Origin of the sequence: Massilia brevitalea, assembly GCF_030711405.1 — a bacterium.
Classification (GTDB): domain Bacteria; phylum Pseudomonadota; class Gammaproteobacteria; order Burkholderiales; family Burkholderiaceae_D; genus Telluria; species Telluria brevitalea.
Genome location: NZ_JAULSI010000002.1, coordinates 113,766 through 137,037, shown reverse-complemented (window position 1 = coordinate 137,037; position 23,272 = coordinate 113,766). Strand labels below are relative to the sequence as shown.

The 23,272-nt window shown below is 64.5% G+C and carries 19 protein-coding genes and 1 riboswitch; of the genes, 12 read left to right on the top strand and 7 right to left on the bottom strand.

Features of this window, described 5'->3' with window-relative positions; genetic code table 11:
- The first annotated feature begins 334 nt into the window (after positions 1 to 334).
- Complete coding sequence (locus QWL29_RS01565) at positions 335 to 1,504, top strand: ATP-binding protein (protein WP_370663653.1); 1,170 nt, start codon at positions 335 to 337, stop codon at positions 1,502 to 1,504.
- A gap of 8 nt (positions 1,505 to 1,512) precedes the next feature.
- On the top strand, positions 1,513 to 1,989 hold the full coding sequence (locus tag QWL29_RS01560; RefSeq protein ID WP_305821134.1) for a response regulator: 477 nt from the start codon (positions 1,513 to 1,515) through the stop codon (positions 1,987 to 1,989).
- 110 nt (positions 1,990 to 2,099) lie between these two features.
- On the opposite strand, the gene QWL29_RS01555 is transcribed toward QWL29_RS01560, so the two are convergent.
- Positions 2,100 to 2,561 (bottom strand): winged helix-turn-helix transcriptional regulator, encoded by a 462-nt coding sequence (locus tag QWL29_RS01555; RefSeq protein WP_305821133.1) that lies wholly within the window; start codon positions 2,559 to 2,561, stop codon positions 2,100 to 2,102.
- Positions 2,562 to 2,660: 99 nt separating this feature from the next.
- On the opposite strand from QWL29_RS01555, the gene QWL29_RS01550 reads away from it, so the two are divergent.
- The gene (locus QWL29_RS01550; RefSeq protein ID WP_305821132.1) at positions 2,661 to 3,914 is read left to right on the top strand and encodes an MFS transporter; all 1,254 of its coding nucleotides are present in this window, start codon (positions 2,661 to 2,663) and stop codon (positions 3,912 to 3,914) included.
- Here the strand turns inward: QWL29_RS01550 and QWL29_RS01545 are convergent.
- Positions 3,883 to 4,224, bottom strand: a complete 342-nt coding sequence (locus QWL29_RS01545) for an SMR family transporter (RefSeq protein ID WP_229438135.1) — start codon at positions 4,222 to 4,224, stop codon at positions 3,883 to 3,885. The genes QWL29_RS01550 and QWL29_RS01545 overlap by 32 nt on opposite strands.
- Before the next feature lie 59 nt (positions 4,225 to 4,283).
- Positions 4,284 to 4,730, bottom strand: coding sequence for a DUF2147 domain-containing protein (locus tag QWL29_RS01540; protein ID WP_305821131.1), 447 nt, complete (start codon positions 4,728 to 4,730; stop codon positions 4,284 to 4,286).
- Positions 4,731 to 4,929: 199 nt separating this feature from the next.
- Here QWL29_RS01540 and QWL29_RS01535 point away from each other — a divergent pair, with 199 nt between their 5' ends.
- The gene (locus QWL29_RS01535) at positions 4,930 to 5,508 is read left to right on the top strand and encodes a PEP-CTERM sorting domain-containing protein (RefSeq protein ID WP_305821130.1); all 579 of its coding nucleotides are present in this window, start codon (positions 4,930 to 4,932) and stop codon (positions 5,506 to 5,508) included.
- Positions 5,509 to 5,572: 64 nt separating this feature from the next.
- Here QWL29_RS01535 and QWL29_RS01530 read toward each other — a convergent pair whose 3' ends face one another.
- The 4 genes from QWL29_RS01530 to QWL29_RS01515 all read right to left on the bottom strand — a co-directional run bounded on the left by QWL29_RS01530 (position 5,573) and on the right by QWL29_RS01515 (position 15,223).
- On the bottom strand, positions 5,573 to 8,371 hold the full coding sequence (locus QWL29_RS01530) for a valine--tRNA ligase (RefSeq protein ID WP_305821129.1): 2,799 nt from the start codon (positions 8,369 to 8,371) through the stop codon (positions 5,573 to 5,575).
- A gap of 107 nt (positions 8,372 to 8,478) precedes the next feature.
- Complete coding sequence (locus tag QWL29_RS01525) at positions 8,479 to 9,240, bottom strand: hypothetical protein (RefSeq protein ID WP_305821128.1); 762 nt, start codon at positions 9,238 to 9,240, stop codon at positions 8,479 to 8,481.
- Positions 9,240 to 9,878 (bottom strand): hypothetical protein, encoded by a 639-nt coding sequence (locus QWL29_RS01520; RefSeq protein WP_305821127.1) that lies wholly within the window; start codon positions 9,876 to 9,878, stop codon positions 9,240 to 9,242. Before QWL29_RS01520 ends, QWL29_RS01525 begins: the two co-directional genes overlap by 1 nt.
- Positions 9,879 to 9,931: 53 nt before the next feature.
- Positions 9,932 to 15,223, bottom strand: coding sequence for an RHS repeat-associated core domain-containing protein (locus tag QWL29_RS01515; protein WP_305821126.1), 5,292 nt, complete (start codon positions 15,221 to 15,223; stop codon positions 9,932 to 9,934).
- A 519-nt stretch (positions 15,224 to 15,742) separates the two neighbouring features.
- Positions 15,743 to 15,844, top strand: a riboswitch (TPP riboswitch).
- 66 nt (positions 15,845 to 15,910) lie between these two features.
- Between QWL29_RS01515 and thiC the strand changes: the two genes are divergently transcribed.
- The 8 genes from thiC (at position 15,911) to QWL29_RS01475 (ending at position 23,240) form a co-directional block, all read left to right on the top strand.
- The gene (gene thiC, locus QWL29_RS01510) at positions 15,911 to 17,824 is read left to right on the top strand and encodes a phosphomethylpyrimidine synthase ThiC (RefSeq protein WP_305821125.1); all 1,914 of its coding nucleotides are present in this window, start codon (positions 15,911 to 15,913) and stop codon (positions 17,822 to 17,824) included.
- A gap of 2 nt (positions 17,825 to 17,826) precedes the next feature.
- A complete protein-coding gene (gene thiS / locus QWL29_RS01505) occupies positions 17,827 to 18,030 on the top strand; it encodes a sulfur carrier protein ThiS (protein ID WP_305821124.1) in 204 nt (67 codons plus the stop codon).
- 11 nt (positions 18,031 to 18,041) lie between these two features.
- On the top strand, positions 18,042 to 18,821 hold the full coding sequence (locus QWL29_RS01500; protein ID WP_305821123.1) for a thiazole synthase: 780 nt from the start codon (positions 18,042 to 18,044) through the stop codon (positions 18,819 to 18,821).
- Positions 18,818 to 19,597 carry a bifunctional hydroxymethylpyrimidine kinase/phosphomethylpyrimidine kinase gene (thiD, locus tag QWL29_RS01495; RefSeq protein ID WP_305821122.1) on the top strand — a complete coding sequence of 260 codons (780 nt, stop codon included), beginning with the start codon at positions 18,818 to 18,820 and terminating at the stop codon, positions 19,595 to 19,597. Before QWL29_RS01500 ends, thiD begins: the two co-directional genes overlap by 4 nt.
- A gap of 11 nt (positions 19,598 to 19,608) precedes the next feature.
- Positions 19,609 to 20,229 carry a thiamine phosphate synthase gene (gene thiE, locus QWL29_RS01490; RefSeq protein WP_305821121.1) on the top strand — a complete coding sequence of 207 codons (621 nt, stop codon included), beginning with the start codon at positions 19,609 to 19,611 and terminating at the stop codon, positions 20,227 to 20,229.
- A gap of 116 nt (positions 20,230 to 20,345) precedes the next feature.
- The gene (locus QWL29_RS01485) at positions 20,346 to 20,912 is read left to right on the top strand and encodes an SF0329 family protein (RefSeq protein ID WP_305821120.1); all 567 of its coding nucleotides are present in this window, start codon (positions 20,346 to 20,348) and stop codon (positions 20,910 to 20,912) included.
- A 137-nt stretch (positions 20,913 to 21,049) separates the two neighbouring features.
- Entirely contained in the window at positions 21,050 to 21,526 is a 477-nt protein-coding gene (locus QWL29_RS01480; protein ID WP_305821119.1) for a chemotaxis protein CheW, read from the top strand.
- A gap of 19 nt (positions 21,527 to 21,545) precedes the next feature.
- Positions 21,546 to 23,240 (top strand): methyl-accepting chemotaxis protein, encoded by a 1,695-nt coding sequence (locus tag QWL29_RS01475; protein WP_305821118.1) that lies wholly within the window; start codon positions 21,546 to 21,548, stop codon positions 23,238 to 23,240.
- The last annotated feature ends 32 nt before the right edge of the window (positions 23,241 to 23,272 follow it).

The following is a 23,272-nucleotide window of genomic DNA, read 5'->3' as shown; positions in this document are numbered from 1 at the left end:
TAAATTTGCATGGGCAAGCGCCCGAATTGCACATTCGACCAAGAGAGGGTGTAACGGAGGGAATCAGACGGGACCGCCAAACGGCGAGACAGGAAAGAAAGGCCAACAATAACAACGACTTGATGTAGTGCGAGATGGAAGATACAGGGATTTCCGGGATTTACCTAATTATTTCGGATTTATTTTCTCCCGCGTGCATTTATTCTCATTTCGAGCGTTTCCGGAAATGGCTGTTATTATGGGGTAACCCATTTTCGTTGAATCTCAGCGGATTGGGGCATATAAAGGTTTCAACATGCCAGCGCACCGATTAAGTGGCTTTATCCATAATAACATGGAGCCGATTCTGCAAGCCTGGGAAGATTTTGCGCGTACCATCGAACCACCTGCACTGACCATGGACGACACCGAACTGCGCGACCATGCGCGCCAGATGCTGCATGCGATCAGCACCGACCTGGCTGTGCCGCAATCCGAGCAGGAGCGCTGCGCGAAGTCGCGTGGCCTTGGCAAGCGCGGGGTGGACGACACGGCCGCCGAAACCCATGCCGAGGCGCGCCTGTTGTCCGGCTATACCGTTGTCCAGCTGGTCTCCGAATACCGCGCCCTGCGTTCGAGCGTGCTGACCCTGTGGGTGGCCGCCCTTGCCGGCGAAGCCCCATCGACCCACATGGAAGACGTCACGCGTTTCAACGAAGCCATCGACCAAGCCCTGGCCGAGTCGGTTGCGCGCTACGAGCTCATGGTCAAGCAGACCCAGAACATGTTCCTGGCCATCCTCGGCCACGATCTGCGCAACCCGCTCGGCACGGTGGTGACCGGATCGAGCTTCCTGATGCAGGCGCTCGACATTCCACCAAAATACGTTCTGGTGGCGACACGCATGTTCAACAGTGCCAGGCGCATGAGTAAGCTGATCAATGACCTGCTCGACTTCACGCGGACCCACCTGGGGCCGGGTATTCCAATCCGGGTCAGGCAGGGCAGCCTGGTCGCTGTCTGCGAAGAAGTCGTCAACGAGTTGCGTACTTCGCATCCTGAGCAGTTGATCGAGCTGACGACGGCGCCGCAGCTGGATGCGATCTTTGACGAAGGCCGGATTGCCCAGGTCTTGTCCAACCTGATCGGCAATGCCATCCAGTATGGCAGCCTGGAGACGCCGGTAAGGGTGAACATGCGCGCCAGCGGGGCCGATGTGATTATCGACGTTAACAATCACGGCACACCTGTCGCGCCCGAGAAGCTGGCGGCCGTGTTCGATCCGATGGTGCGCATCGCCGCCGATGCGCATGCCGCTGACGGCGATCCGGCTGTTTCCAGCAGCAACTACATCGAGCGAACCAGCCTGGGCATCGGCCTCTACATCTCGCGCCAGATCGTCCAGGCGCATGGCGGCACGATTTCCCTCGTCTCCACCGAGGCCGAGGGCACCACCTTTACCGTGACAATGCCGCGCCTGCCCAAGGGGTTTGGCGATGCTGGCATAGCTGCCTCCCAACAATGAAAGCCGCCATGCACACGTCCATGGATTACCGGCAGTGCGCTGCCGGTCCCCGCTTTCCGCCCCCTGGATCGTCCGCACTGCCCGACGGCGGCAAGGTGCCGTCATCCGCTTCCACGCCACGCAAGGTCCTGGTGGTCGACGACGAACCCGACCTGGCCGAACTGGCAGGAGCACTGTTTTGCGGACATGGGCTCGATGCCAGGATCGCCCATTCGGCGCAGGAGGCGCTCGCGATCCTCGGAACCGACCCCGAGATCGATGCCGTTTTTTCCGATGTGATGATGCCGGGGATGAACGGCTTGCAGCTGGCGGAAACGGTCCGGCACCTGTATCCGAAGGTGCATATCGTGCTGACCACAGGCTTCATCTCGCCTGTGCTGGCAGAAACGCACAGCCAGCACTACCCTTGCGTCGCCAAGCCTTATCGCATCGAAACAGTGCTCGCGCTGTTCAGGTCGCGGTTCCGCGGCCAGGCAGACAGCTGACGCCATTCGATGGCCGGGTCGGCTGCGCCTTCCGCGTCCTGCGCAGCGACGTGTGGTTGACGCCTCGCCGGACGCACGTTTCGCGACTGACTCCAGCACGCCGGAATAATTCAGTGCTCCCCTGGCAACGGTCGCTTCCTTATCTCGGTGTCGTCTGGCGATACTACATGACCATCGGCGGCCATGGGCGCCATGGCGCGCAGGGGCTTTCCTGTCCGCTTGTCCACCAGTTCGGAATGGCGCTCGCCGTCCGCGTACAAATGCCGTTCGCCCCACTGGCGCAGCGCCACGACAACCGGGAACAGGGACTTGCCCTGTTCGGTCAACACGTATTCCTGATAGGCGCTGTTGTCCGACGCGGGCCGGGTTGCCAGGATGCCCGCATCCACCAGCCGGCGCAGGCGGTCGGACAGGATATTGCGCGCCACTCCCAGGCTGCGCTGGAAGTCGGTGAACCGGCGCACGCCGTCGAATGCATCGCGCACGACAAGCAGGCTCCAGCGGTCGCCGACAACATCGACCGAGCGCGCAACCGGGCAGGGCTGCCCTTCCATGTTCTTGCGGCTGTTCATCTTCGAATACGGGTCTCCACAAAAATTGGTTGCATTTTAAAACCAATCTGGCTACGCTCCAACTGGTTTTAATTTGAAACCAGTTTGAGGAGGAACCTTATGCAAGCCCATGCCATCACATCCGCTGTCCAGGTGAGCCTGCCGCCGACGCTGTCGCGTGGCGCCGTCCTGCTGTTTGCCTGCGCGAGCGGACTCAGTGTCGCCAACGTGTATTACGCGCAGCCCCTCCTCGACGCCCTGGCCAGCGATTTCTCCATCCCGCATGCCGCGATCGGTACAGTGGTCGGCGCCACGCAAGTGGGATGTGCGCTGGCGCTGGTGCTGCTCGTTCCCCTCGGCGACCTGCTCGACCGGCGGCGGCTGATGCTGGCGCAGGCCCTGATGCTGTCGGCCGTGCTGGCCTTCGTGGGACTGGCATGGTCGCCTGCGATGCTGTTGCTGGCCATGCTGCTGACCGGAGCGCTCGGCACCGCCATGACCCAGGGCCTCATCGCCTATGCCGCCAGTGCCGCATCGGAGAATGAACGGGGGAGGGTGGTGGGCGCCGCCCAGGGCGGTGTCTTTCTCGGCTTGCTGCTGGCGCGCATGCTCGCCGGCGGCATCAGCGATATCGGCGGCTGGCGCAGCGTGTATCTGTGTGCGGCGGGGGCCATGCTGGTACTGGCGCTGTTGCTGGGTTCGAGGCTGCCGCGCCTTGGGCCTGCGCCGCATCGCATGCATTACCTCCGCCTGATCGGCTCGACCTTCCTGCTGCTCCGGCAAGACCGTGTCCTGCAGGTCCGCGGCATGCTGGCACTCCTGATGTTCGCCGCTTTCAACATCTTCTGGAGCGCCATCGTCTTGCCGCTCAGCGCAGCACCGTATTCCTTCTCGCACACGGCAATCGGCGCTTTCGGCTTGGTGGGCGCCGCCGGTGCGCTGGCCGCCGCACGCGCCGGACGCTGGGCCGACCAGGGCTTCGAACAAGCCACCACGTTCGGCGCACTGGTGCTGCTGCTTGCTGCGTGGATACCCTTGTTCATGCTGGACATGTCGCTCTGGGCGCTCGTCATCGGCATCGTGCTGCTCGATCTGGGCGGGCAGGCGATCCACGTGACGAACCAGAGCATGATCTTCCGTTCGCATGCGGATGGGCATAGCCGCCTGGTCGCGGCCTACATGCTGTTTTATGCGGCCGGCAGTGGCTTGGGCGCGTTGGCGACAACGGCCGTCTACGCAGCCGCTGGCTGGCAGGGAGTGTGCCTGCTCGGCGCCGGCGTGAGCGGGCTGGCGCTGGTTTTCTGGGCAGCGAGCTTGTGGCTGGTTCTGCCTGGACAGGCGATCAGTGCCCCACGCTCTTCGAAAACAGGTTAATCACCAGCACACCCGCAATGATCAGCCCCAGCCCGATCAGCGCAGGCAGGTCCAGGCTCTGCTTGTAGACCACCCAGCTGACGATCGAAATCAGGACGATCCCTACGCCCGACCAGATCGCATACGCAATCCCGGTCGGCAGCACCTTCAGGCTGAAGGTCAGCAGGTAGAACGAGGCGGCGTAGCACACGATGGTCAGCATGCTCGGCCACAGCCGGGTAAAGTTATCGGTGGCTTTCAGGGCCGTGGTGCCGATCACCTCGACCACGATGGCGAGGGCGAGGAAGAGGTAGCTTTGGGTGAGGGTCATCGTGTTCCGTTCATAAAAAAAGCGGCCCGCAGGCCGCTTCGAATGAAAACAATACCAGCTTACTGTTCGCGCTGCCAAACCTGGGAGCGGCCGAACATCGGTGCGCCGATGTAGCCGCGCACTTCCAGCTGCTTGCCGCCTTCGCGCAGCGTGGCCTTGCTCTTGTAGATCTTGCCTTTTTTCGGGTCGAGAATTTCGCCGCCGGTGTACTCGTTGCCGTCTTTTTTCAGGCCCGAGACGATGGTCATGCCGACGATCGGCTGGTTCTTGCGCGAGTCTTCGCAGGCCACGCATTTCGGGTTCTGGTCGACGTTCGCTTCCAGGAACAGCTTTTCGATCTTGCCTTGCAGGGCGCCGTTTTCCTCGGTGATGCGCACCAGGGCTTTCGGCTTGCCGGTTTCGTCGTCGATGGTCTTCCACAGACCGACCGGCGAGGCTGTTTGGGCCCAGGCGGCCGAAGTGCACAGCATGGCGGCCAGCAGGCCGGCTTTGATCAGGGTACGCATAGGTGAGTCTCCGTTATTGGTTTGCTTGCGGGCAGTGTAGCAAACTGTGTGCGGGAGATGGCAGCAAAAGCGTTGCTGGATGTTTCAGAGGTTCAGCGCGCACTTTGAAACACATCAATATACGTGCACCGCTCATCCATATGCTGGAAGCTGAAACATGAATTGTTGCGTCTTCTCAACCCAGCATTGAGGACATCCCATGAACATATTCAACTTTCTGAGACGGCTGGCCCTGGCGGCTGCCTTCATGTTCGGCGCCGGCGCCGCCTCGGCCGCCATCGTCGTCATCGACTTCGACGAGATCGACGGCATCTACATCGATTCGTACACCGAATCCGGCTACAGCTTCACCTCGCTCGAAACCGGCATTGGCGGCGGCCACCTGCATCCCGGCAGCGGCAGTCTGTGGCTGCACAGCCAGTTCGGTTCCTCGCCCTACCAGATCCGGCGCGAGGACGGTCTGAACTTCGACCTGTTCGGCTTCGAATACCTGGGCGGCACATCCACCTTCATTGCCGATACCGGCGCCACCTACAACATCGTGGGCGAAGTGCCGCTGACCTTTGTCGAGCTGCCGGCCAGCTTCCAGAACGTGAACTACGTCAACTGGTATATGACCACGCCCGATCCGGACGATATCTACGGTGAAGACTGGGCACGCATCGACAATGTCGTGACGCGGGTGCCGCCGGTGCCGGAACCTGCGCATGCGGGAATGCTGGGGCTGGGATTGGCCGCGCTGCTGGCGGCGCGGCGCGCAGCCGGACGTAGAGTTTAAAAGCGAGGGGCGAAAAAAAAGCGGTATGGCGCTTGCACGCCATACCGCTCCCTCATTCAGGCTCTCAGGCTGCCTGCAGCTTGGCCAGCTGTTCTTCCATCTTGGCGAGCGTGGCCGAGAAGTTCGCCAGGCGTTCCTGCTCCTGCGCCACCACGGCTGCCGGTGCGCGGGCAACGAAGCTTTCGCTCGACAGCTTGCCGCCAGCCTTGGCGATTTCGCCCTTTAAACGCGCGATCTCCTTGGACAGGCGCTCGCGCTCGGCGGCAACGTCGATCTCGACCTTCAGCATCAGCTTGGTGGTGCCGACAATCGACACGGCCGCCGGCGATTCCGGCAGGGCGTCGACGATCTGCACTTCGGCCAGCTTGCCGAGCGACCCGATAAAGGGCGCAAAGCCGGCCATGTTGGCACGGTCGGCGTCGTTGCCCGGCTCGACGATCAGCGGCACGCGCACCGACGGCGACAGCTTCATTTCGCCGCGCAGGTTACGCGTCGCATTCGTCAGGTCTTTCAGCTGGGCCATCCAGGCTTCGGCCGATTCGCTGATCAGGGCTTCGTTGGCGATCGGGTAGGGCTGCAGCATGATGCTGTCCCCCGTTTTGCCGGCCAGCGGTGCAATCGCCTGCCACAGCGCTTCGGTCACGAACGGGATCACCGGATGCGCCAGGCGCAGGATCACTTCCAGCACGCGCAAGAGCGTGTGGCGGGTGGCGCGCTGCTGCGCTTCCGTGCCTTGCTGGACCGTGACCTTGGCCACTTCCAGGTACCAGTCGCAGTACTCGTCCCAGACGAACTTGTAGATGGCCGATGCGATGTTGTCGAAGCGGTAGTCCTCGAAGCCCTTCGCCACTTCCAGTTCGGCGCGGTTCATCAGCGAGACGATCCACTTGTCGGCCTGCGACAGGTCTGCCGGATCGGGCACGCCGCAGTCCTTGCCTTCGGTGTTCATCATCACGAAGCGCGTCGCATTCCACAGCTTGTTGCAGAAGTTGCGGTAGCCTTCGGCGCGGCCGAGGTCGAAGTTGATGTTGCGGCCCAGGGACGCGTAGCTGGCCATGGTGAAGCGCACGGCGTCGGTGCCGAACGATGGAATCCCGGTCGGGAATTCCTTGCGCGTGGCCTTGGCGATTTTCTCGGCGGCGCGCGGGTCCATCAGGCCGGCAGTGCGCTTGGCCACCAGCGACTCGACGTCGATGCCGTCGATCAGGTCGATCGGGTCGAGGGTATTGCCCTTCGACTTGGACATTTTCTGGCCCTGCGAATCGCGCACCAGGCCGTGCACGTACACGGTCTCGAACGGCACCTTGCCGGTGAAGTGCGCAGTCATCATGACCATGCGCGCCACCCAGAAGAAGATGATGTCGAAGCCGGTGACCAGCACCGACGACGGCAGGAACATCTTCATGTCCGGCGTTTCTTCCGGCCAACCCATGGTCGAGAAGGGGACGAGCGCAGACGAGAACCAGGTGTCGAGCACGTCTTCGTCACGGCGCAGTTCGCCCGTAATGCCCTGTGCGGCGGCCTTGGCCTTCGCTTCTTCCTCGTCGCGCGCGACGACGATGTTGCCCGCCTCGTCGAACCAGGCCGGAATGCGGTGGCCCCACCACAGCTGGCGCGAGATGCACCAGTCCTGGATGTTGCCCAGCCACTGGTTGTAGGTCGTGGACCAGTTCTCAGGGACGAACTTGATCTCGCCATTCGCGACCTTTTCCAGCGCCACTTCGGTGATCGACTTGCCCGGATTGAAGGTGCCTTCCGGGGCCGGCTTGGTCATGGCGACGAACCACTGGTCGGTGAGCATCGGCTCGATGACCACGCCGGTACGGTCGCCGCGCGGCACCATCAGCTTGTGCGGCTTCACTTGTTCCAGCAGGCCGAGCGCTTCGAGGTCGGCGACGATCTGCTTGCGCGCCTTGAAGCGGTCCAGGCCCTGGTACTGGGCAGGGGCGTTCTCGTTGATCCTGGCGTCGAGCGTCATGATCGTGATCGGCGCCAGGCCCGCGCGCTGGCCGACGGCGTAGTCGTTGAAGTCGTGCGCCGGCGTGATCTTCACGCAGCCGGTGCCGAATTCCTTGTCGACGTACGAGTCGGCGATGATCGGGATTTCGCGGTCCGTCAGCGGCAGTTTCAGCATCTTGCCGTGCAGGTGAGCATAGCGCTCATCAAGCGGGTCGACCGCCACGGCGACGTCGCCGAGCATGGTTTCAGGACGGGTGGTGGCCACCGTCAGCGTGCCCGAGCCGTCGGCCAGCGGGTACTGGATGTACCACATCGAGCCGTCTTCCTCGACCGAGTCGACTTCCAGGTCGGAGACGGCGGTGCCGAGCACCGGGTCCCAGTTGACCAGGCGCTTGCCGCGGTAGATCAGGCCTTGCTCGTACAGGCGCACGAAGACTTCGGACACGGTCTTCGAGCGCGTCTCGTCCATCGTGAAGTATTCGCGCTTCCAGTCCGGCGAGGCGCCCAGGCGGCGCATCTGGCCGGTAATGGTATTGCCCGACTTTTCCTTCCACTCCCAGACCTTCTTGATGAATTCATCGCGGCCGAGGTCGTGGCGCGAGATCTTCTGGGCGTCGAGCTGGCGCTCGACCACGATCTGCGTGGCGATGCCGGCGTGGTCGGTACCCGGGATCCAGGCGGTATTAAAGCCGCGCATGCGGTAGTAGCGCGTCAGGCCATCCATCACGGTCTGGTTGAACGCATGGCCCATGTGCAGCGTGCCCGTCACGTTCGGCGGCGGCAGCTGGATGCTGAACGATGGTTTGTCGGCGTCGAGGGTGGCGGCGAAGTACCCGCGCTGTTCCCACTCGGCGCGCCAGTATTGCTCGATGTCGGCGGGCTCGAAAGACTTGGCTAATTCCATGATGTGATGGCGTTTGAAAGTGCGAAAGGACCATTATAGGTTACCTTGAATCGCCAGCATATCTCCAAGGCATCGCGGAAAGACTGCGAACCGGACAGCCCGCCTGCTCAGGTGGCGCCGCCCGCTGCCGGCGGGAGGCGGCTGCCGCGGGCCATGTTGTCGATACTGCCAGGCGCATGTTCCCAGCCGGGTTCCACGACCTGGCCGGCATAGACCTGCCGTTCGCAAAAATCGCCACCAGCCATGACGTAGCGTATGGCGCTGGGCACCCTGCCGTTGTCCTCGGCCTGTCCAACAACCCGGGTCTCGATGTCCCACCCGACCAGCACGCCGGTGTCCACGATGCGGACCTTTATGCGCAGGGCGCCGCCTTTGGTGCGGAGATAGTCGATAACCTCGGCGGGAATGCGCTCGGCCACCGCAGCAGTATGGTCGCCGAGGGGTGTGCCGCCGATTCCCGTGTAGGCGCCGCCGGGAGTGCGTTGGCAGGTGCTCCAGGTTGCACGGATCGACGCCGGCAAACCGCGCTCGCCGCCAGGGAAACTGTACTTTTTCGCGGTACGCAGGTTGAGGAGCGATGCGCCGCCAATCTCATGTCCCATCTCGTTATGAATCTTCACGCCGCACGTGTTGTCGCGCGCATCCAGGTATAGCGTGCCGAGAGGAACTTTGCGGTCGCGGGACGGATTGCCAGCGCCGCCGCGATCGCCGGCGAACGACGTACCGCCGCGCGCGCAAGCCATCAGCACGGGAATCAGGGCAGCGAACCATAGCAGGCTGCGTCTGGCCGGCTGCATCGTGAGCGACAAGCGCCGTAATTGTCCGTGCGTCAGCCTTGTACCGTTATCGCCGGCGACCTTTTTCGGCATCAGGAATTTTCTTTCCGGATCATGTTATTGATGCTTGTTGGCGGATGTTCCCAGCCGGGTTCCACGACCTGGCCGGCATAGACCTGTCTTTCGCAAAAATCGCCGCCGGCCAGGACGTAACGTATTGCACTAGGCACCTTGCCGTTTGCCTGTGCTTGCCCAACGATCCGGGTCTCGATGTCCCACCCGATCAACACGCCCGTATCGACGAGCCGGATCTTCAAACGCAGGCTGCCGCCCTTGGTGCGAAGATAGTCAATTACCTCGGCAGGAATGCGCTCGGCTACAGGGGCGGTATGATCGCCAACGATTGTGCCGCCTGTCCAGCGGCCGTTGGAGTCGGACGAAAACGGACCTTTGAGCCAGGAGGCCCGAATCGACCTGGGCAAGCCGAGCTCGCCACCTGGAAAACTCGACATCTTGGCGACTTTCAGGTTAAGGAAAGAAGAACCGGCGATCCGGTAACCCTTGTCGTCATAGATCGTCACGCCTTCCTTGTCGGTCTTGGCATCGAGGTAAAGTGTACCGACCGGGATGTTGCCGCCGCGGTGAAGACGGGCGTCATCACGCATTCCGGCAGACGCCGTGCTGCTGCGCGCACAAGCAACAAGCGCAGGAATGATGACTGCGATCCACATCAGGCTGCGTCGCACTGGCCGCATGTTGCGTGGCGAGCGTCGGGAGGTTGTTTTCATTGGCCTTGCACCGTCAAATTAAGATCGTATCCATTGTTGCGCAACCAGGCCAGGTAGCCTGCCATATCCACCGTTCCGGTTCCAGCGCCCGGCACGGTCGTCCGCACCAGGTTCCCGTTTTCGTCTTCAACGCTTGGCCTGTAGGTGATGAACTGCTCCGTATCCGAAAATTTCAAGCCAGGCAAAACCATTTGCCGCTGCTTGACAACGCGCCCATCGCGATAGTGCACGTCCCGATCTTCCCCGGTTGGCCTGCCGTTCAGCTGATTCTGGTTATTGCTCTTGTCATGCACAATCGGGTTGGCAATGATGGTACGTGGTGCGTCATCAATTGCCACGCCCGCTGTCACGGCCTGCTTGATCATCCATTCGAGTGCGACCTGCGCCAGCTGGTTTTCAGTGGCGCCGTAGCCACCACCGATGTCGGAGTGGGAGCCCAGAAACCCGCGCTCGATGCGTACCTTGCCCTCTGTGGCGGGGCCACCCTCGATCGATTCCAGCGGAAAGGCGCCGAGCCAGCTGCCCGACACCCAGCGCCCGGTCTGCCCCCTGAATTCATTGAGTGCAACGGCATGGGCAACATGGGCAAACTGCTCAGGGATGCCCAGGTTGTAAGCGGGCCCATTGTTCGTACTGAGTACGGTATCCCAGAGGCCGAGGAAACGGAAGTTCACCTTTTGGCATCTGGTCACATTGGCGCCCCCATTCGGGCCTGGCACGGTATATTGGTACCAGCCGTCCGGCGTGGTACGCGCGGCGATGCGGTTGGCGAATTCCCGCGCCTGTGCGGCACCACGGCTAAAACCGATGATATCGATATTCATTACCTCCTCGTCATTTTCGAGGAAGTCCGCATCGGCATTGAAATACTCCTCCATGCGTTCGATGCGGGCAACGCCGGAATAGTTGAATGCCATATCAGCTTTCACAGGTGCGATCCGACCCAGGAGAGGCACATAATCGCGGGGACGAATTGGCCGAGTCTGGTCGCTGACGTCTTCCGTACCCACTCCGGAAACGTAGCGCGATCGTTCACGATAACGCTCGAAAAACAGGGCAACGTTCGAAAGTGAGCTGCCTTCGCTTTCCAGCCAGTTCGTATTCATGCTGTTACCCGTGCCATCGAACGCAAACAGCACCAGCCCTTCCGGATCCACATACCGCAGCGGATTGTTGCTGACGTAGGCATAGCCGTTGATATCGGCTTGCAGGCCGAGCGGATCGGGGCTGAGGTAGCGGCCGGCGCGTGGATCGTAGTAGCGGTGGTCGTTGTAGTACAGTCCGGTCTCGCTGTCCTCGTACTGGCCCGGCAGGCGCAGCGGCTGGACAAACCCGTCCCCCTTGTGGCTGACGGCGACCATGCCGAAGCCGCTGTAGCGGGCCAGCCAGACCGGTTTGGCCTGGGCATCGGTTGCCGCCTCGGGCGCGCCGAGGTGGTTCAGATGCAGGTAGGCCAGCGTTTCGCGTGCATTGCCGAACCAGGCCTTGAAGACGAGGCCGATGTCGTGCCAGGCCTGTCCCGTTGCCGAGCGTTCCTCGGCGTCGGGGAGCACGCTGTCGGCATGGTCGATGATGGCGAACGGCTTGCCTCCCAGGTACAGGTACTGGCGCGTCACCTGGCCGCGCGCGTCGATTTCGGCCGCTACCTTGCGTCCGGTGTACAGGAAGTGGCGCGTCCCGGCGCCGGCGGTCTTGGCCACGCGCTCGCCGCGGTGGTTGTAGCGGTAGGCGGCCAGCGGCTTGCCGTCCTGGCGCACGGCGGTCAGCTTGCCCAGCGCATCCCATTCGAAGCTGCGCCTGCCGATCGACAGCGGCAGGCCGCTGGTGTCATAGCGGATCGGCTCGGCCAGGGCGCTGTCGGCCAGCTTGCGGTTCGCACCCGCCACGTAGGCGGTGCGCACGGTCGGGCCCAGGACGCTGCCCGCAGCGCCGGCGCTGTCCGCAAGATTCGCCTCTTGCTGGCCGAGCACGCGGTTGCCGCTGGCGTCGTAGAAATAGCGCGCCGCGGTGGACGCCGCGTCGAACGCGACCTGGCGTGCGCCCGGTCCCGCCCCGGTGCGCGCCTCGACCACCAGGCGGTCCCGGGCGTCGTAGGCAAAGTCGCGCGCGTCGCCGTTGCCGCGGATCGCCAGCAGGTTGCCCTGCACATCCCACAGGTAGCGGTGGTCGAGCAGGCTGTTGGTCTCACGCGGCAGTGCCAGCGCCTGCACCGGCTCTTTTGCCGCCGCGCTTGCTGCGGCCGCGTTGGCGGGCGCCACACCGGGCAGCAGGTCGGCCGCAGCGTGGGCAAGCACCTTGCCGGACGCGCGTTCCTGCGGCAGGCGGTAGACGATGCGCGCCAGCGTGCCTTCGGGGCTGCGCTGGAAGCGCACCTGCACGCCATTGCCGTAGTCAAAGGCGCTCACGTCCACCCGGTCGCGCTCGATGTTCGAGGCCAGGGTCTGCGACGGCAGCAGCCAGCGCAGCCAGGATGTGCGCACGCGGTGGCGTTCGAGTGCCACCAGCGCGTGCTGGGCATTGCGCTTGTATTCGATGATGCTGCCGTCGGCCAGCGTGATGCTGCGCGGCTGGCCGTCTGGGTGGTAGTCGTAGCTGGTGCGGCTGACGACCGGCGCCGCGCCGGCGCGGTGCAGGATCACCGTCTTCGACAGCAGCCGGTGCTGCGCGTCATAGCGATAGCGTTCGCTCTGGGCCGGATGCTCGATTGCCAGCAGGTCCTTGCCGCGCCATTCCCAGGTGGTGACCACCGGCTTGGCGCTGCCGGCGCCGGCGATGCTCTGGCGCACGATGCGGCCAGCGGCGTCGTACGCGTAGCTGGCGCGGTTGCCGTGGCTGTCGGTGCTGGCGACGACCCGGTCGGCCAGGTCGTAGCTGCGGGTGACCGTGCCGCTGTCGGGGCTGGCAATGACGAGGGTGCGGCCGAAGTCGTCGTTGACGTAGCGCGTCAGGGCGCCATTCGGCGCCGCGATCCGGTCCGTCAGGCCGAGCACGTCGCGCCCGACCGTCATGGCGCCCGCGAACGGTGTACCGGCCGCGTCGGTCACTTCCACCATCTGGCCATCGGCGTCGTAGCGGTAGCGCTGTTCGCGGCCGAGGGCGTCCACGCGCGCGGCCACCTGTCCCAGCGTGTTCCAGATGATCCGGCGCGTGGTGCCCGGCCCGTCGGATACGCTCACCAGGCGGTTGGCCTCGTCGTAGCCGAACAGCCGTACCTGGCGTGCGTGGCCGGCCTGCATGCTCGTCTCGCGCACGCGTCCTTCGGTATCGGACAACTGGCGCGCCAGTACGCCGTCGCTCGACACGCTCCAGCTGCTGCGCCCGGTCAGGTCGGCGCCGCGCTTGCTCAGCGCCGTATAGGCGCCGTTGCGCGTGAAGCCGGTCTCGCTGATCCGGTCCAGGGCGTCGAAGCGCGTGTGGTAGACCACGCCGTCGGCGCTCACCTCGGTGCGCCGGTTGCGCGCGTCGTAGCGGAAGCGTGTCGAGGCGCCGCTGCCGTTGGTGACCGCCACGACGCGCCACAAGGCATCGTAGGCCAGCGTGCTGCGCACGTTGCCGGCACCGGTGACCGCGACGATCGCATTGCCTCCCTTGTCCCACTCCAGGCGGGTGATGTCGGAATCGACCGGGGACGCCGAAGGACCGTTGGGGAGGGGGCCATCGATGCTGACCAGCAGGCTGCGCCCATTGACCTGCCGGTACCCGTAGCGCGTGCTGCGGCTGATCGCCACCGCTTCGCCGCCGCTGCCCGGGGCCCAACCGCTTTCGCTCACTTCCAGCGGCTGGCCGGCAGCGTTGTAGGTCGTCGTGGTCAGCACTTCCTTGCCCGGCACCACGCTCGGGCGTGCAACCTGGGACGGCAGGCCGGCTGCGCGGTACACGTAGCGCATGCTGGCGCCGCCGGCCTGGGGCTTGCCGCCGGCATACACCACCTGGCTGATGTTGGCCGGACGGCCGAGCGCATCGAATTCGGTACGCAGCGCGCGCAGCGGCCGGCCGGCGTCGTCGAGCTTGATGGTGTCGGTCAGGCGGGCATACGCGTCGTATCGATAGCGGATATTGGTTTCGCCACAGGTGGCGCAGCCGGGACCGCGCACTTCCAGCAGGCGGTAGGCGCCGCCGATGATGGCATGGCGGTATTCGGTCTTCTGGCCCAGGCTGTTGGTGAGCAGCGTGCGGCCGGGACCGAATTCCAGCACGACCTTGTTGGTGTTGCCGGCCTGCGCGGACAGTACCGCCTTGCCGTCCGCCTGGTAGCCGTAGGTGGACAGGCGCTGGCTGCCCGCCTGCGTGTCGACGCTGATCCCCGTCAGCAGGGTGGGGTGCCTGGCATCCTCGTAATGGTAGCTGCGCCCCATCCCGGCCTGGGGATAGGCAACCCGCACCAGGCTGGCGAGCAAGGTACCGGCGCCTACAGTGGCGCCGGCCGGCGCCTTGCTGCCATAGCCGTAGGTGTAGCGGCCCAGCGGGCTGTCGATGCCCTGCACGCCGCGGAAGGCATCGCCGGCCTTGGCACTGGCCTTGTCCGGGTAATGCAGCCGCAGTTCCCGCCCCTGCGGATCGGTCACGCCGACCAGCAAGCCCCGGCTGTCGTGCCGCATGCTGACGAATTCCCCGGTCGGCGCCAGGATCTGCACCAGCTTGCCGCCGCTGTTGAAGCTGAGCTGGCGGCCATCGGCCATGCGCCACACGAACTCTTCGCCGCCCCGTCCGCGGCGCACGGTGACCGTGCCGTCGCCGGGGTTGTCGCTGGCGCAGAGCGAGGGGTCGGCCGGATCGCGGCTGAAGATGAGACGTGCGCCATCGGCCTGGACGATCTGGACCGTTTTGCCGACAACGTACAGGTCGGTTTCGTAGGACAGTTTCCAGCCGCGTCCCATCAGGTTGGTCGACGCGTTCGGGCCGCTCAGCGTACTGTTGTAGTGACGAACGATTTCCAGGCCCAGCACCCCAGGCAGGGGCGCCATGTCCACTTCGCGCTGGTATTTGTTGCCGTTGATGAGATTGATCGGGTTGCCGGCGCCGACGTTGATGCTGTTGGTGCTGCCGGTGGTGGCCGGTCCCGCCTGCCCGCAGGGATTGCCGCTGGGAGCAGGCCCGCACGAAGGCGGTACCGGCGGGGCTGGCGGAATGAGGGGCGGCGTACCGGGTGCGCAACTGCTGTTCGGCGGGCAGGGTTGTGGACCGACTGGAAGCTGTGGCAATTGCGCCGTGGCGGGCAAGGCGGCGCCGAGTGCCAGGGCGAACAGGAGGGAGCGCAGCCGCGACGGCTGGAAGCAGTGATCGGTCATGGTGTGATAACGAGACAATAGGGCGGCAAGTGGCGAATGCGATGGTGTATCGGTATTTCGCCCGGCAGGAATATGCACATGCCATATTTCCCGAATCCGCATTCATTAACGTGAGCAATATATTAATTTATTGTCGAGCAGGAAATAGCGGATTTAATAGTTGTGTTGCAATCCCGATACGCAATGCATAGTCGACATGCGGGGCGTTTCGCCATGAAACGCCAATGTGCGCACGTTTTATTCGGCCTGCATAAAAGGCGCCATTTCTGGAAAATACGGCGTTGCAGGTGAAATGCCGGAATGGCCGCATGCCGATAACGGCAGCATGAATATATTCACGGAATATGCACACGCCATGTCGTGGTGCGTTGATATTCCGAAATGAGCGCTATCCAGCTGAAGAATGCGATTGATTGCAAAAGGCGCGTCGTCCGCTTCGGCAGCGGCGTGACGAAACTGCAAAATAGTGTTTTTGCGAATCGATCCTGACAGGCTATAATCCGCCCGCTGCCACAAGGCAGCAACCGCTAGGGGTCCTGCACGTCGATGACGCGTGGGTGAGAAATACCCTCTGAACCTGATCTGGATAATGCCAGCGAAGGGAAGCTTCCGAGATACCGGTCGTGCGCCTGCACGCGCCTGCTCATCTTCGGCCTCCTTTGCTGGCTCCTCACGCAAAGGAGCCACATGAACGCCCGCCTGCAATTCGACGCCGCCACCGCCCAGGTAGACAGCGCCGCCATCGCCCCCTTCCCGAATTCGACCAAGGTCTTCATCGAAGGCAGCCGCCCCGACATCCGCGTACCGATGCGCGCGGTCAGCCAGGCCGATACGCCCGCCAGCTTCGGCGGCGAACCGAATCCGCCGGTGTATATCTACGACACCTCCGGCCCCTACAGCGATCCGGCCGCCCAGATCGACATCCGCCGCGGCCTGCCCGCACTGCGCCGCAGCTGGATCGCGGAACGCGCCGACACCGAGGAACTTCCCGGCCCAACGTCAACGTATGGCCAGCAACGCATGGCCGACAAGGACCTCGACGCCCTGCGCTTCGAGCTCACCCGCAAGCCGCGCCGCGCGAAAGACGGCGCGAATGTCACCCAGATGCACTACGCGCGCAAAGGCATCGTCACCCCCGAAATGGAATTCATCGCCCTGCGCGAAAACCTGCGCCGCAAGGAGTACCTGGCTGCGCTGCAAGCCAGCGGCCCGATGGGGGAGCGCACCGCCGGACTGCTGGGCCGCCAGCATCCCGGCCAGTCCTTCGGCGCCGCCATCCCGGATGACATCACGCCCGAATTCGTGCGCGAAGAAGTCGCCCGCGGCCGCGCCATCATCCCCTGCAACATCAACCACCCGGAAAGCGAACCGATGATCATCGGCCGCAACTTCCTGGTGAAGATCAACGCGAATATCGGCAACTCCGCCGTGACCTCGTCGATCGGCGAGGAAGTGGAAAAAATGACCTGGGCCATCCGCTGGGGCGCCGACAACGTGATGGACCTCTCGACCGGCAAGCACATCCACGAAACGCGCGAATGGATCATCCGCAACAGCCCGGTCCCGATCGGCACCGTGCCCCTGTACCAGGCGCTGGAAAAGGTGAACGGCAAGGCCGAAGACCTGACCTGGGAGATCTACCGCGACACCCTGGTCGAACAGGCCGAGCAGGGCGTCGACTACTTCACCATCCACGCCGGCGTGCGCCTGGCCTATGTGCCGATGACGGCCAAGCGCCTGACCGGCATTGTCTCGCGCGGCGGCTCGATCATGGCCAAGTGGTGCCTGGCGCACCACCAGGAGTCCTTCCTGTACACGCACTTCGAGGACATCTGCGCCATCATGAAACAGTACGACGTCGCCTTCAGCCTGGGCGACGGCCTGCGCCCCGGCTCGATCTACGACGCCAACGACGAAGCCCAGCTGGCCGAACTCAAGACCCTGGGCGAACTCACGCATACCGCCTGGAAACACGACGTGCAGGTGATGATCGAGGGGCCCGGCCACGTGCCGCTGCACCTGATCCGCGAGAACATGACGCTGCAGCTGGAGCAATGCGACGAAGCGCCGTTCTACACCCTCGGGCCGCTGACCACCGACATCGCGCCCGGCTACGACCACATCACCTCCGGCATCGGCGCCGCCCACATCGGCTGGTACGGCACCGCCATGCTGTGCTACGTCACGCCGAAAGAGCACCTCGGCCTGCCCGACAAGAACGACGTCAAGGACGGGATCATCACGTACAAGATCGCCGCCCACGCCGCCGACCTGGCCAAGGGCCATCCCGGCGCCCAGATCCGCGACAACGCGCTGTCGAAGGCGCGCTTCGAATTCCGCTGGGAAGACCAGTTCAATCTCGGCCTCGATCCCGATAAAGCGCGTTCCTTCCACGACGAGACCCTGCCCAAGGACTCGGCCAAGGTCGCCCACTTCTGCTCGATGTGCGGCCCGCATTTCTGCTCGATGAAGATCACGCAGGAGGTGCGCGAATACGCGGCCAACAATGGGCTCAACGAAGACAGGGCGCTGGCCCAGGGCATGCAGGAAAAGGCGATCGAGTTCGTGCGCGGCGGCGCGAAGCTGTACCGCGAGGTATGAGCATGCTCGACATCGAACTGAACGGCGAAGTTTATCGCCTGCCATCGGGCCAGACGCTGGCCGACCTGGTGCTGGCGCTCGGCGTCGGCAAGCAGGCCGTGGCGCTGGCCGTGAACCGGCAAGTGGTGCCGCGCCAGCAGTGGAACGAACGCCTGCTCGTGCAGCAGGACCGGGTAGACATCGTGCGCGCCATCGGTGGCGGCTGAAAGGACAAGCAATGAACGACTTCCTCACCATCGCGGGCAAGCAGTACCGCTCGCGCCTGCTGGTTGGCAGCGGCAAGTACCGCGACTTGAACGAGACGCGCGACGCCACGCTGGCCGCCGAAGCCGAGATCGTGACCGTGGCGATCCGCCGCGTGAACATCGGCCAGGACCCGAACGCACCCAGCCTGCTCGACGTGCTGCCGACTAAGGACTTCACCCTCCTGCCGAATACGGCCGGCTGCTACAACGCGCAGGATGCCGTCTACACGCTGCAAATGGCGCGTGAGCTACTGGACGGGCACAAGCTGGTGAAACTCGAAGTGCTGGGCGACGAACAGACCCTGTTCCCGCACATGCCGGAGACCTTGAAGGCGGCCGAGACCCTGGTGCGCGACGGCTTCGATGTGATGGTCTATTGCAGCGACGATCCGGTGCAGGCGAAGCTGTTGCAGGAGATCGGCTGCGTGGCGGTGATGCCGCTGGCCTCGCTGATCGGCTCCGGCATGGGCATCGTCAATCCCTGGAACCTGTCGCTCATCATCGAGCAGGCGACGGTCCCGGTGCTGGTCGATGCCGGCGTCGGCACGGCCTCGGATGCGGCGATTGCCATGGAACTCGGCTGCGACGGCGTGCTGATGAACACGGCGATTGCGGCGGCGCGCGAGCCGGTGCGCATGGCGCGCGCGATGAAGCTGGCGGTGCAGGCCGGGCGCGAAGCGTATCTGGCCGGGCGCATGCCGAAGCGCTTCGTTGCCGCGCCGTCCTCGCCGCGCGAAGGGCGCATGACGTGAGCGTCGGAAGCGTGCCGGCGGTGCTGGTCTTCGCCGGGCTCGATCCCAGCGGCGGCGCCGGCCTGGCGGCCGACGTGCTGGCGATTGCCGCGCAGGGCGCACACGCGCTGCCGGTGGCCACTGCGCTCACCGTGCAGGACAACGAGCGTGTGCACGCCGTGCAGGCGATCGACGCCGCCTTCGTGCTGGCCCAGGCGCAGGCCTTGGCCGACACCGCCGACATCCGCGCGGTGAAGATCGGCATTCCGGGCAGCCGCGCGAATGCCCGGGCGATTGCCGGCCTGCTGCGCGCGTTGCGAGAGCGCGATCCGCAACTGCCGATCGTGCTCGACCCGGTGCTGGCCAGCGGCCACGGCGATGCGCTGGCCGAGGACGATCCGGTCGACACCGTGGGCGAGCTGCTGCCGCTGGCGACGGTTGCGCTGCCGAACGAACCGGAAGCCTGCGCTATCGCAGGCTTCCCCTGCGCCATCGGCGACTTCCCTTGCGCGCACGTGCTGCTCACCGGCGGCCACGGCGAAGGAAACGTCGTCGAGAACCGCTGGTACACCCACGGCCAGCTGGTGCGGCGCTGGCGCTGGGCGCGCCTGCCCGGCGCCTTCCACGGCAGCGGCTGCACGCTGGCGGCCAGCCTGGCCGGCCGCCTGGCGCATGGCGAAACCATGGCGGCAGCCCTCGGCGCGGCCCAGGCCTATTGCCACGACACGCTGGCGCGCGCGTTCGCCATCGCGCCGGGCCAGCGCATCCCGCGCCGTTTTCTTCTCCCCATCGTCTAAAGGATAGCCACATGCGAGGCCTGTATCTCGTTACCCCCAACTGGAACGACACCGAGCGCCTGCTGGCCGCCACCGAAGCGGCTTTGCGCGGCGGCGCGGCGCTGGTGCAGTACCGGCACAAGGACGCCGACGCGGTGCTGCGGATCGAACAGGCGGCGGCGCTGCTGGCGCTGTGCCGCCGCCATGGCGCGCCGCTGGTCATCAACGACCATATCGACCTGTGCATGCACCTCGACGCCGACGGCGTGCACGTGGGCGGCGCCGACATCGCGGTCGACCACGCGCGGCGCCTGCTCGGCCCAGGCAAGATCGTCGGCGCCTCCTGCTACGGCGAGCTGGCGCTGGCGCACGCGGCGCAGGCGGCCGGCGCCAGTTATGCGGCGTTCGGCGGCTTCTATCCGTCGCCGGTAAAGAAGTACGCGTTCGTCACCGAACCCGCGCTCCTGGGCCAGGCACGCGCGGAACTGGCATTGCCGATCGTCGTCATCGGCGGCATGACGCCGGAGAATGCGGCGCCGCTGGTGGCGCGCGGGGCGGACATGGTGGCGGCCATCACCAGCGTGTATGCCGCCGCCGATCCGCAAGATGCGGCGCGGCGTTTCGGGAGCCTGTTCGCAGGCAGGACGGAATAAGCGGATTGTCGGGGCGACTGAACATCTATACTTGCGTCATCCAGGTGTGAAGAGGGCCTGGATGTTCAGGAAACGGTCCGTCATGTCGCGGTGCACGCGAGGAAGGAATGCCTCAGATGCAATGGTCACAATTGAGAAAGCAACTCGGAGAGCGCCTCGCCCCTGGTCTGAGTAACAGGCTCGACCTGAACCAGACGCGTTACCGCCATGCCCACGACCAGGAAGGCGAGTTCTGGATGAGCTTTGACAAGGAACGCATCTTCAGCGCAGGTTCCCTGACCTATTTGTCCATGCTGACGACAACAGTGCGTGCGGCGAGCGATCGCGGCGCAAGCTGGGGCGAGGCATACGGCCAGGCCTGGCCGATCATGGAAGCGAGCGGCCACATGCTCCTCGAGAAAATCAACAAGGACTTGCTGGCCAGCCTCAGCCTGGCAGTCGAGGACATGCTCGTGCACGCCAACCCGGTGATTCGGGCATTGGCCCTGGCCGACAAGCGATTTGGCAAGCGCCGCCTGGCTGTCTTCGATGCGGCCGGCGAGCATCCCCTGGTCCTGCGCGTCTTCCAACTGCGTTGCCAGGCCGAAGGAGTAAAGCCTGCCATCCCCGCATCAGACGAAGCGGGAAAGGAAGCACGCGTATCGAGGGCATCAAACGTGATAGTCCCCGACGTATCGCATTGAGCCACGGTCATTGACATTCAGGCCACTGTTAGTTGCAGCGGCGAGACAGCAAACCAGCCAGCCGCGCATTCGTTGTTTATTGCTGCAAAGCAAAAATATATAATGCCCCAGACTTTTTTTACTTTTCTGGACCGCAAATGGACAATACCTTGATGAACGATGGCGTGCTCGAGGCCCTGGCTTTCAAACTTGGCAACGAAGAATACGGCATCAAGATCCTGAAAGTGCAGGAGATCCGCGGCTATGAATCGGTGACGCGCATTGCCAGCGCGCCCGAGCACGTGAAGGGCGTGGTCAACCTGCGCGGCACCATCGTGCCGATCGTCGACATGCGCATCAAGTTCAAGCTCGGCACGCCGACCTATGACCAGTTCACCGTCGTCATCATCCTGAACATCCAGGACCGCGTGGTCGGCATGGTGGTCGATTCGGTGTCGGACGTGATTTCGCTCACCGCCGACCAGATCAAGCCGGCCCCGGACATGGGCGGCGCGCTGAACACCGACTACCTGATCGGCCTGGGCACCGTCGACGAGCGCATGATCATCCTGGTCGACATCGACCGCCTGATGTCGTCCGAGGAAATGGGCGTCATCGATAGCATCGCGTCCTGACGCGGCGCCGGAGCAGACGATGAAACAGATGAAGGTGGGAACCCGCCTGGCGCTCGGCTTTGCGCTGGTGCTGGCCATGCTGGCGGCCGTGATCGTCCTCGGCATCAGCAAGCTCGGCGCGTTGAACGAGGGCACCCGGCTGATGGCACTTGATGCCTACCCGAAGGTGGTGCTGGCGCAGAGCCTGGCCGACCGCATCAACCGCACCGCGCGCACCGTACGCGACGTGCTGCTGGTGAACGACGCGCAAGCGAACAAGAAGAACTTTACCGCGCTGGCCACGGCGCGCAAGGAATCGGAAGAGATGTTCGGCAAGCTGGGCACGCTGATCAAATCGGAGAAGGGCGTCCAGAACCTGCAGATCTACAAGGCTGCCTATGTGGAATACATCGCCGCGATGGACGAGGTATTGAAGCTGCACGCCGGCGGCGACCGCGACGCCGCTGCCGCCTACCTGATGGGGCCTGCGCGCAAGCTGCAGAGCGCGGTCTTCATCGCCTCGAACGAGGTGATCGAGCACCAGGGCGGCACCATGCAGACCACCTATGACGCAGCCGAGGAAACCTATGCCGTCGGCCGCAATGCCATGCTGGTCCTGGGCGCGCTGGCGCTGCTGGCCGGCATCGCGGCGGCCACCGTGATCACGCGCCGCCTCCTGAAGCAGCTCGGCGGCGAGCCGGCCTACGCGGCCGAGGTGGCCAGCCAGATCGCGGCCGGCAACCTTGCCGCCGAGATCCACACCCATGCCAGGGACCGCAGCAGCCTGCTGTTCGCGATGAAGACCATGCGCGACAGCCTGGCCGGCATCGTCAGCCAGGTGCGCAGCAGCACCGAGACGATTGCCACCGCCTCGGCCCAGATCAACGCCGGCAACCAGGACCTGTCCAGCCGCACCGAGCAGCAGGCGTCTTCGCTCGAGGAAACCGCGTCGTCGATGGAAGAGCTGACCTCGACCGTGCGCCAGAACGCCGACAACGCACGCCAGGCAAACGGCCTGAGCGCCGCCGCATCCAGCTTGGCCGTGCGCGGCGGCGACGTCGTGGCGCAGGTGGTCGAGACCATGGGCGCGATCAACGCGTCCTCGCGCAAGGTGGTCGACATCATCGGCGTGATCGACAGCATCGCCTTCCAGACCAACATCCTGGCCCTGAACGCGGCGGTGGAAGCGGCGCGTGCCGGCGAGCAGGGGCGCGGCTTCGCGGTCGTGGCCTCGGAAGTGCGCAACCTGGCCCAGCGTTCGGCCGGCGCCGCCAAGGAGATCAAGGAACTGATCGGCAATTCGGTGGAACGGGTCGATGCCGGCAGCGCGCTGGTGGCCCAGGCCGGGTCGACGATGCAGGAAGTGGTCGAGAGCGTGCGCCGCGTGAGCGACGTGGTGTCCGAGATCAGCGCGGCCACGGCCGAGCAGAGCCAGGGCATCGAGCAGGTGAACGGCGCGATCGCCCAGATGGACGAGGTGACCCAGCAGAATTCGGCGCTGGTCGAGGAAGCGGCGGCTGCCGCCGAATCGATGCAGGACCAGGCGGCAAGGCTGGCCGAGCTGGTGGCCGTGTTCCGCCTGGCCGACGGGCAGGACGTGGCCGCCGCGCCGGTGCGCCCGGCGGTATCGAAGCTGCCGGCCCCGGTGCTAGTCAAACGCCCACCCGCCGCCCGGCCGCAAGCGGCTTCGCGCAAGGAGCCGGTAGTAAGCGGCAGCGACTGGGAAGAGTTCTGACGGCGCACCGACTTTGGGCCGAGTGCATTGGC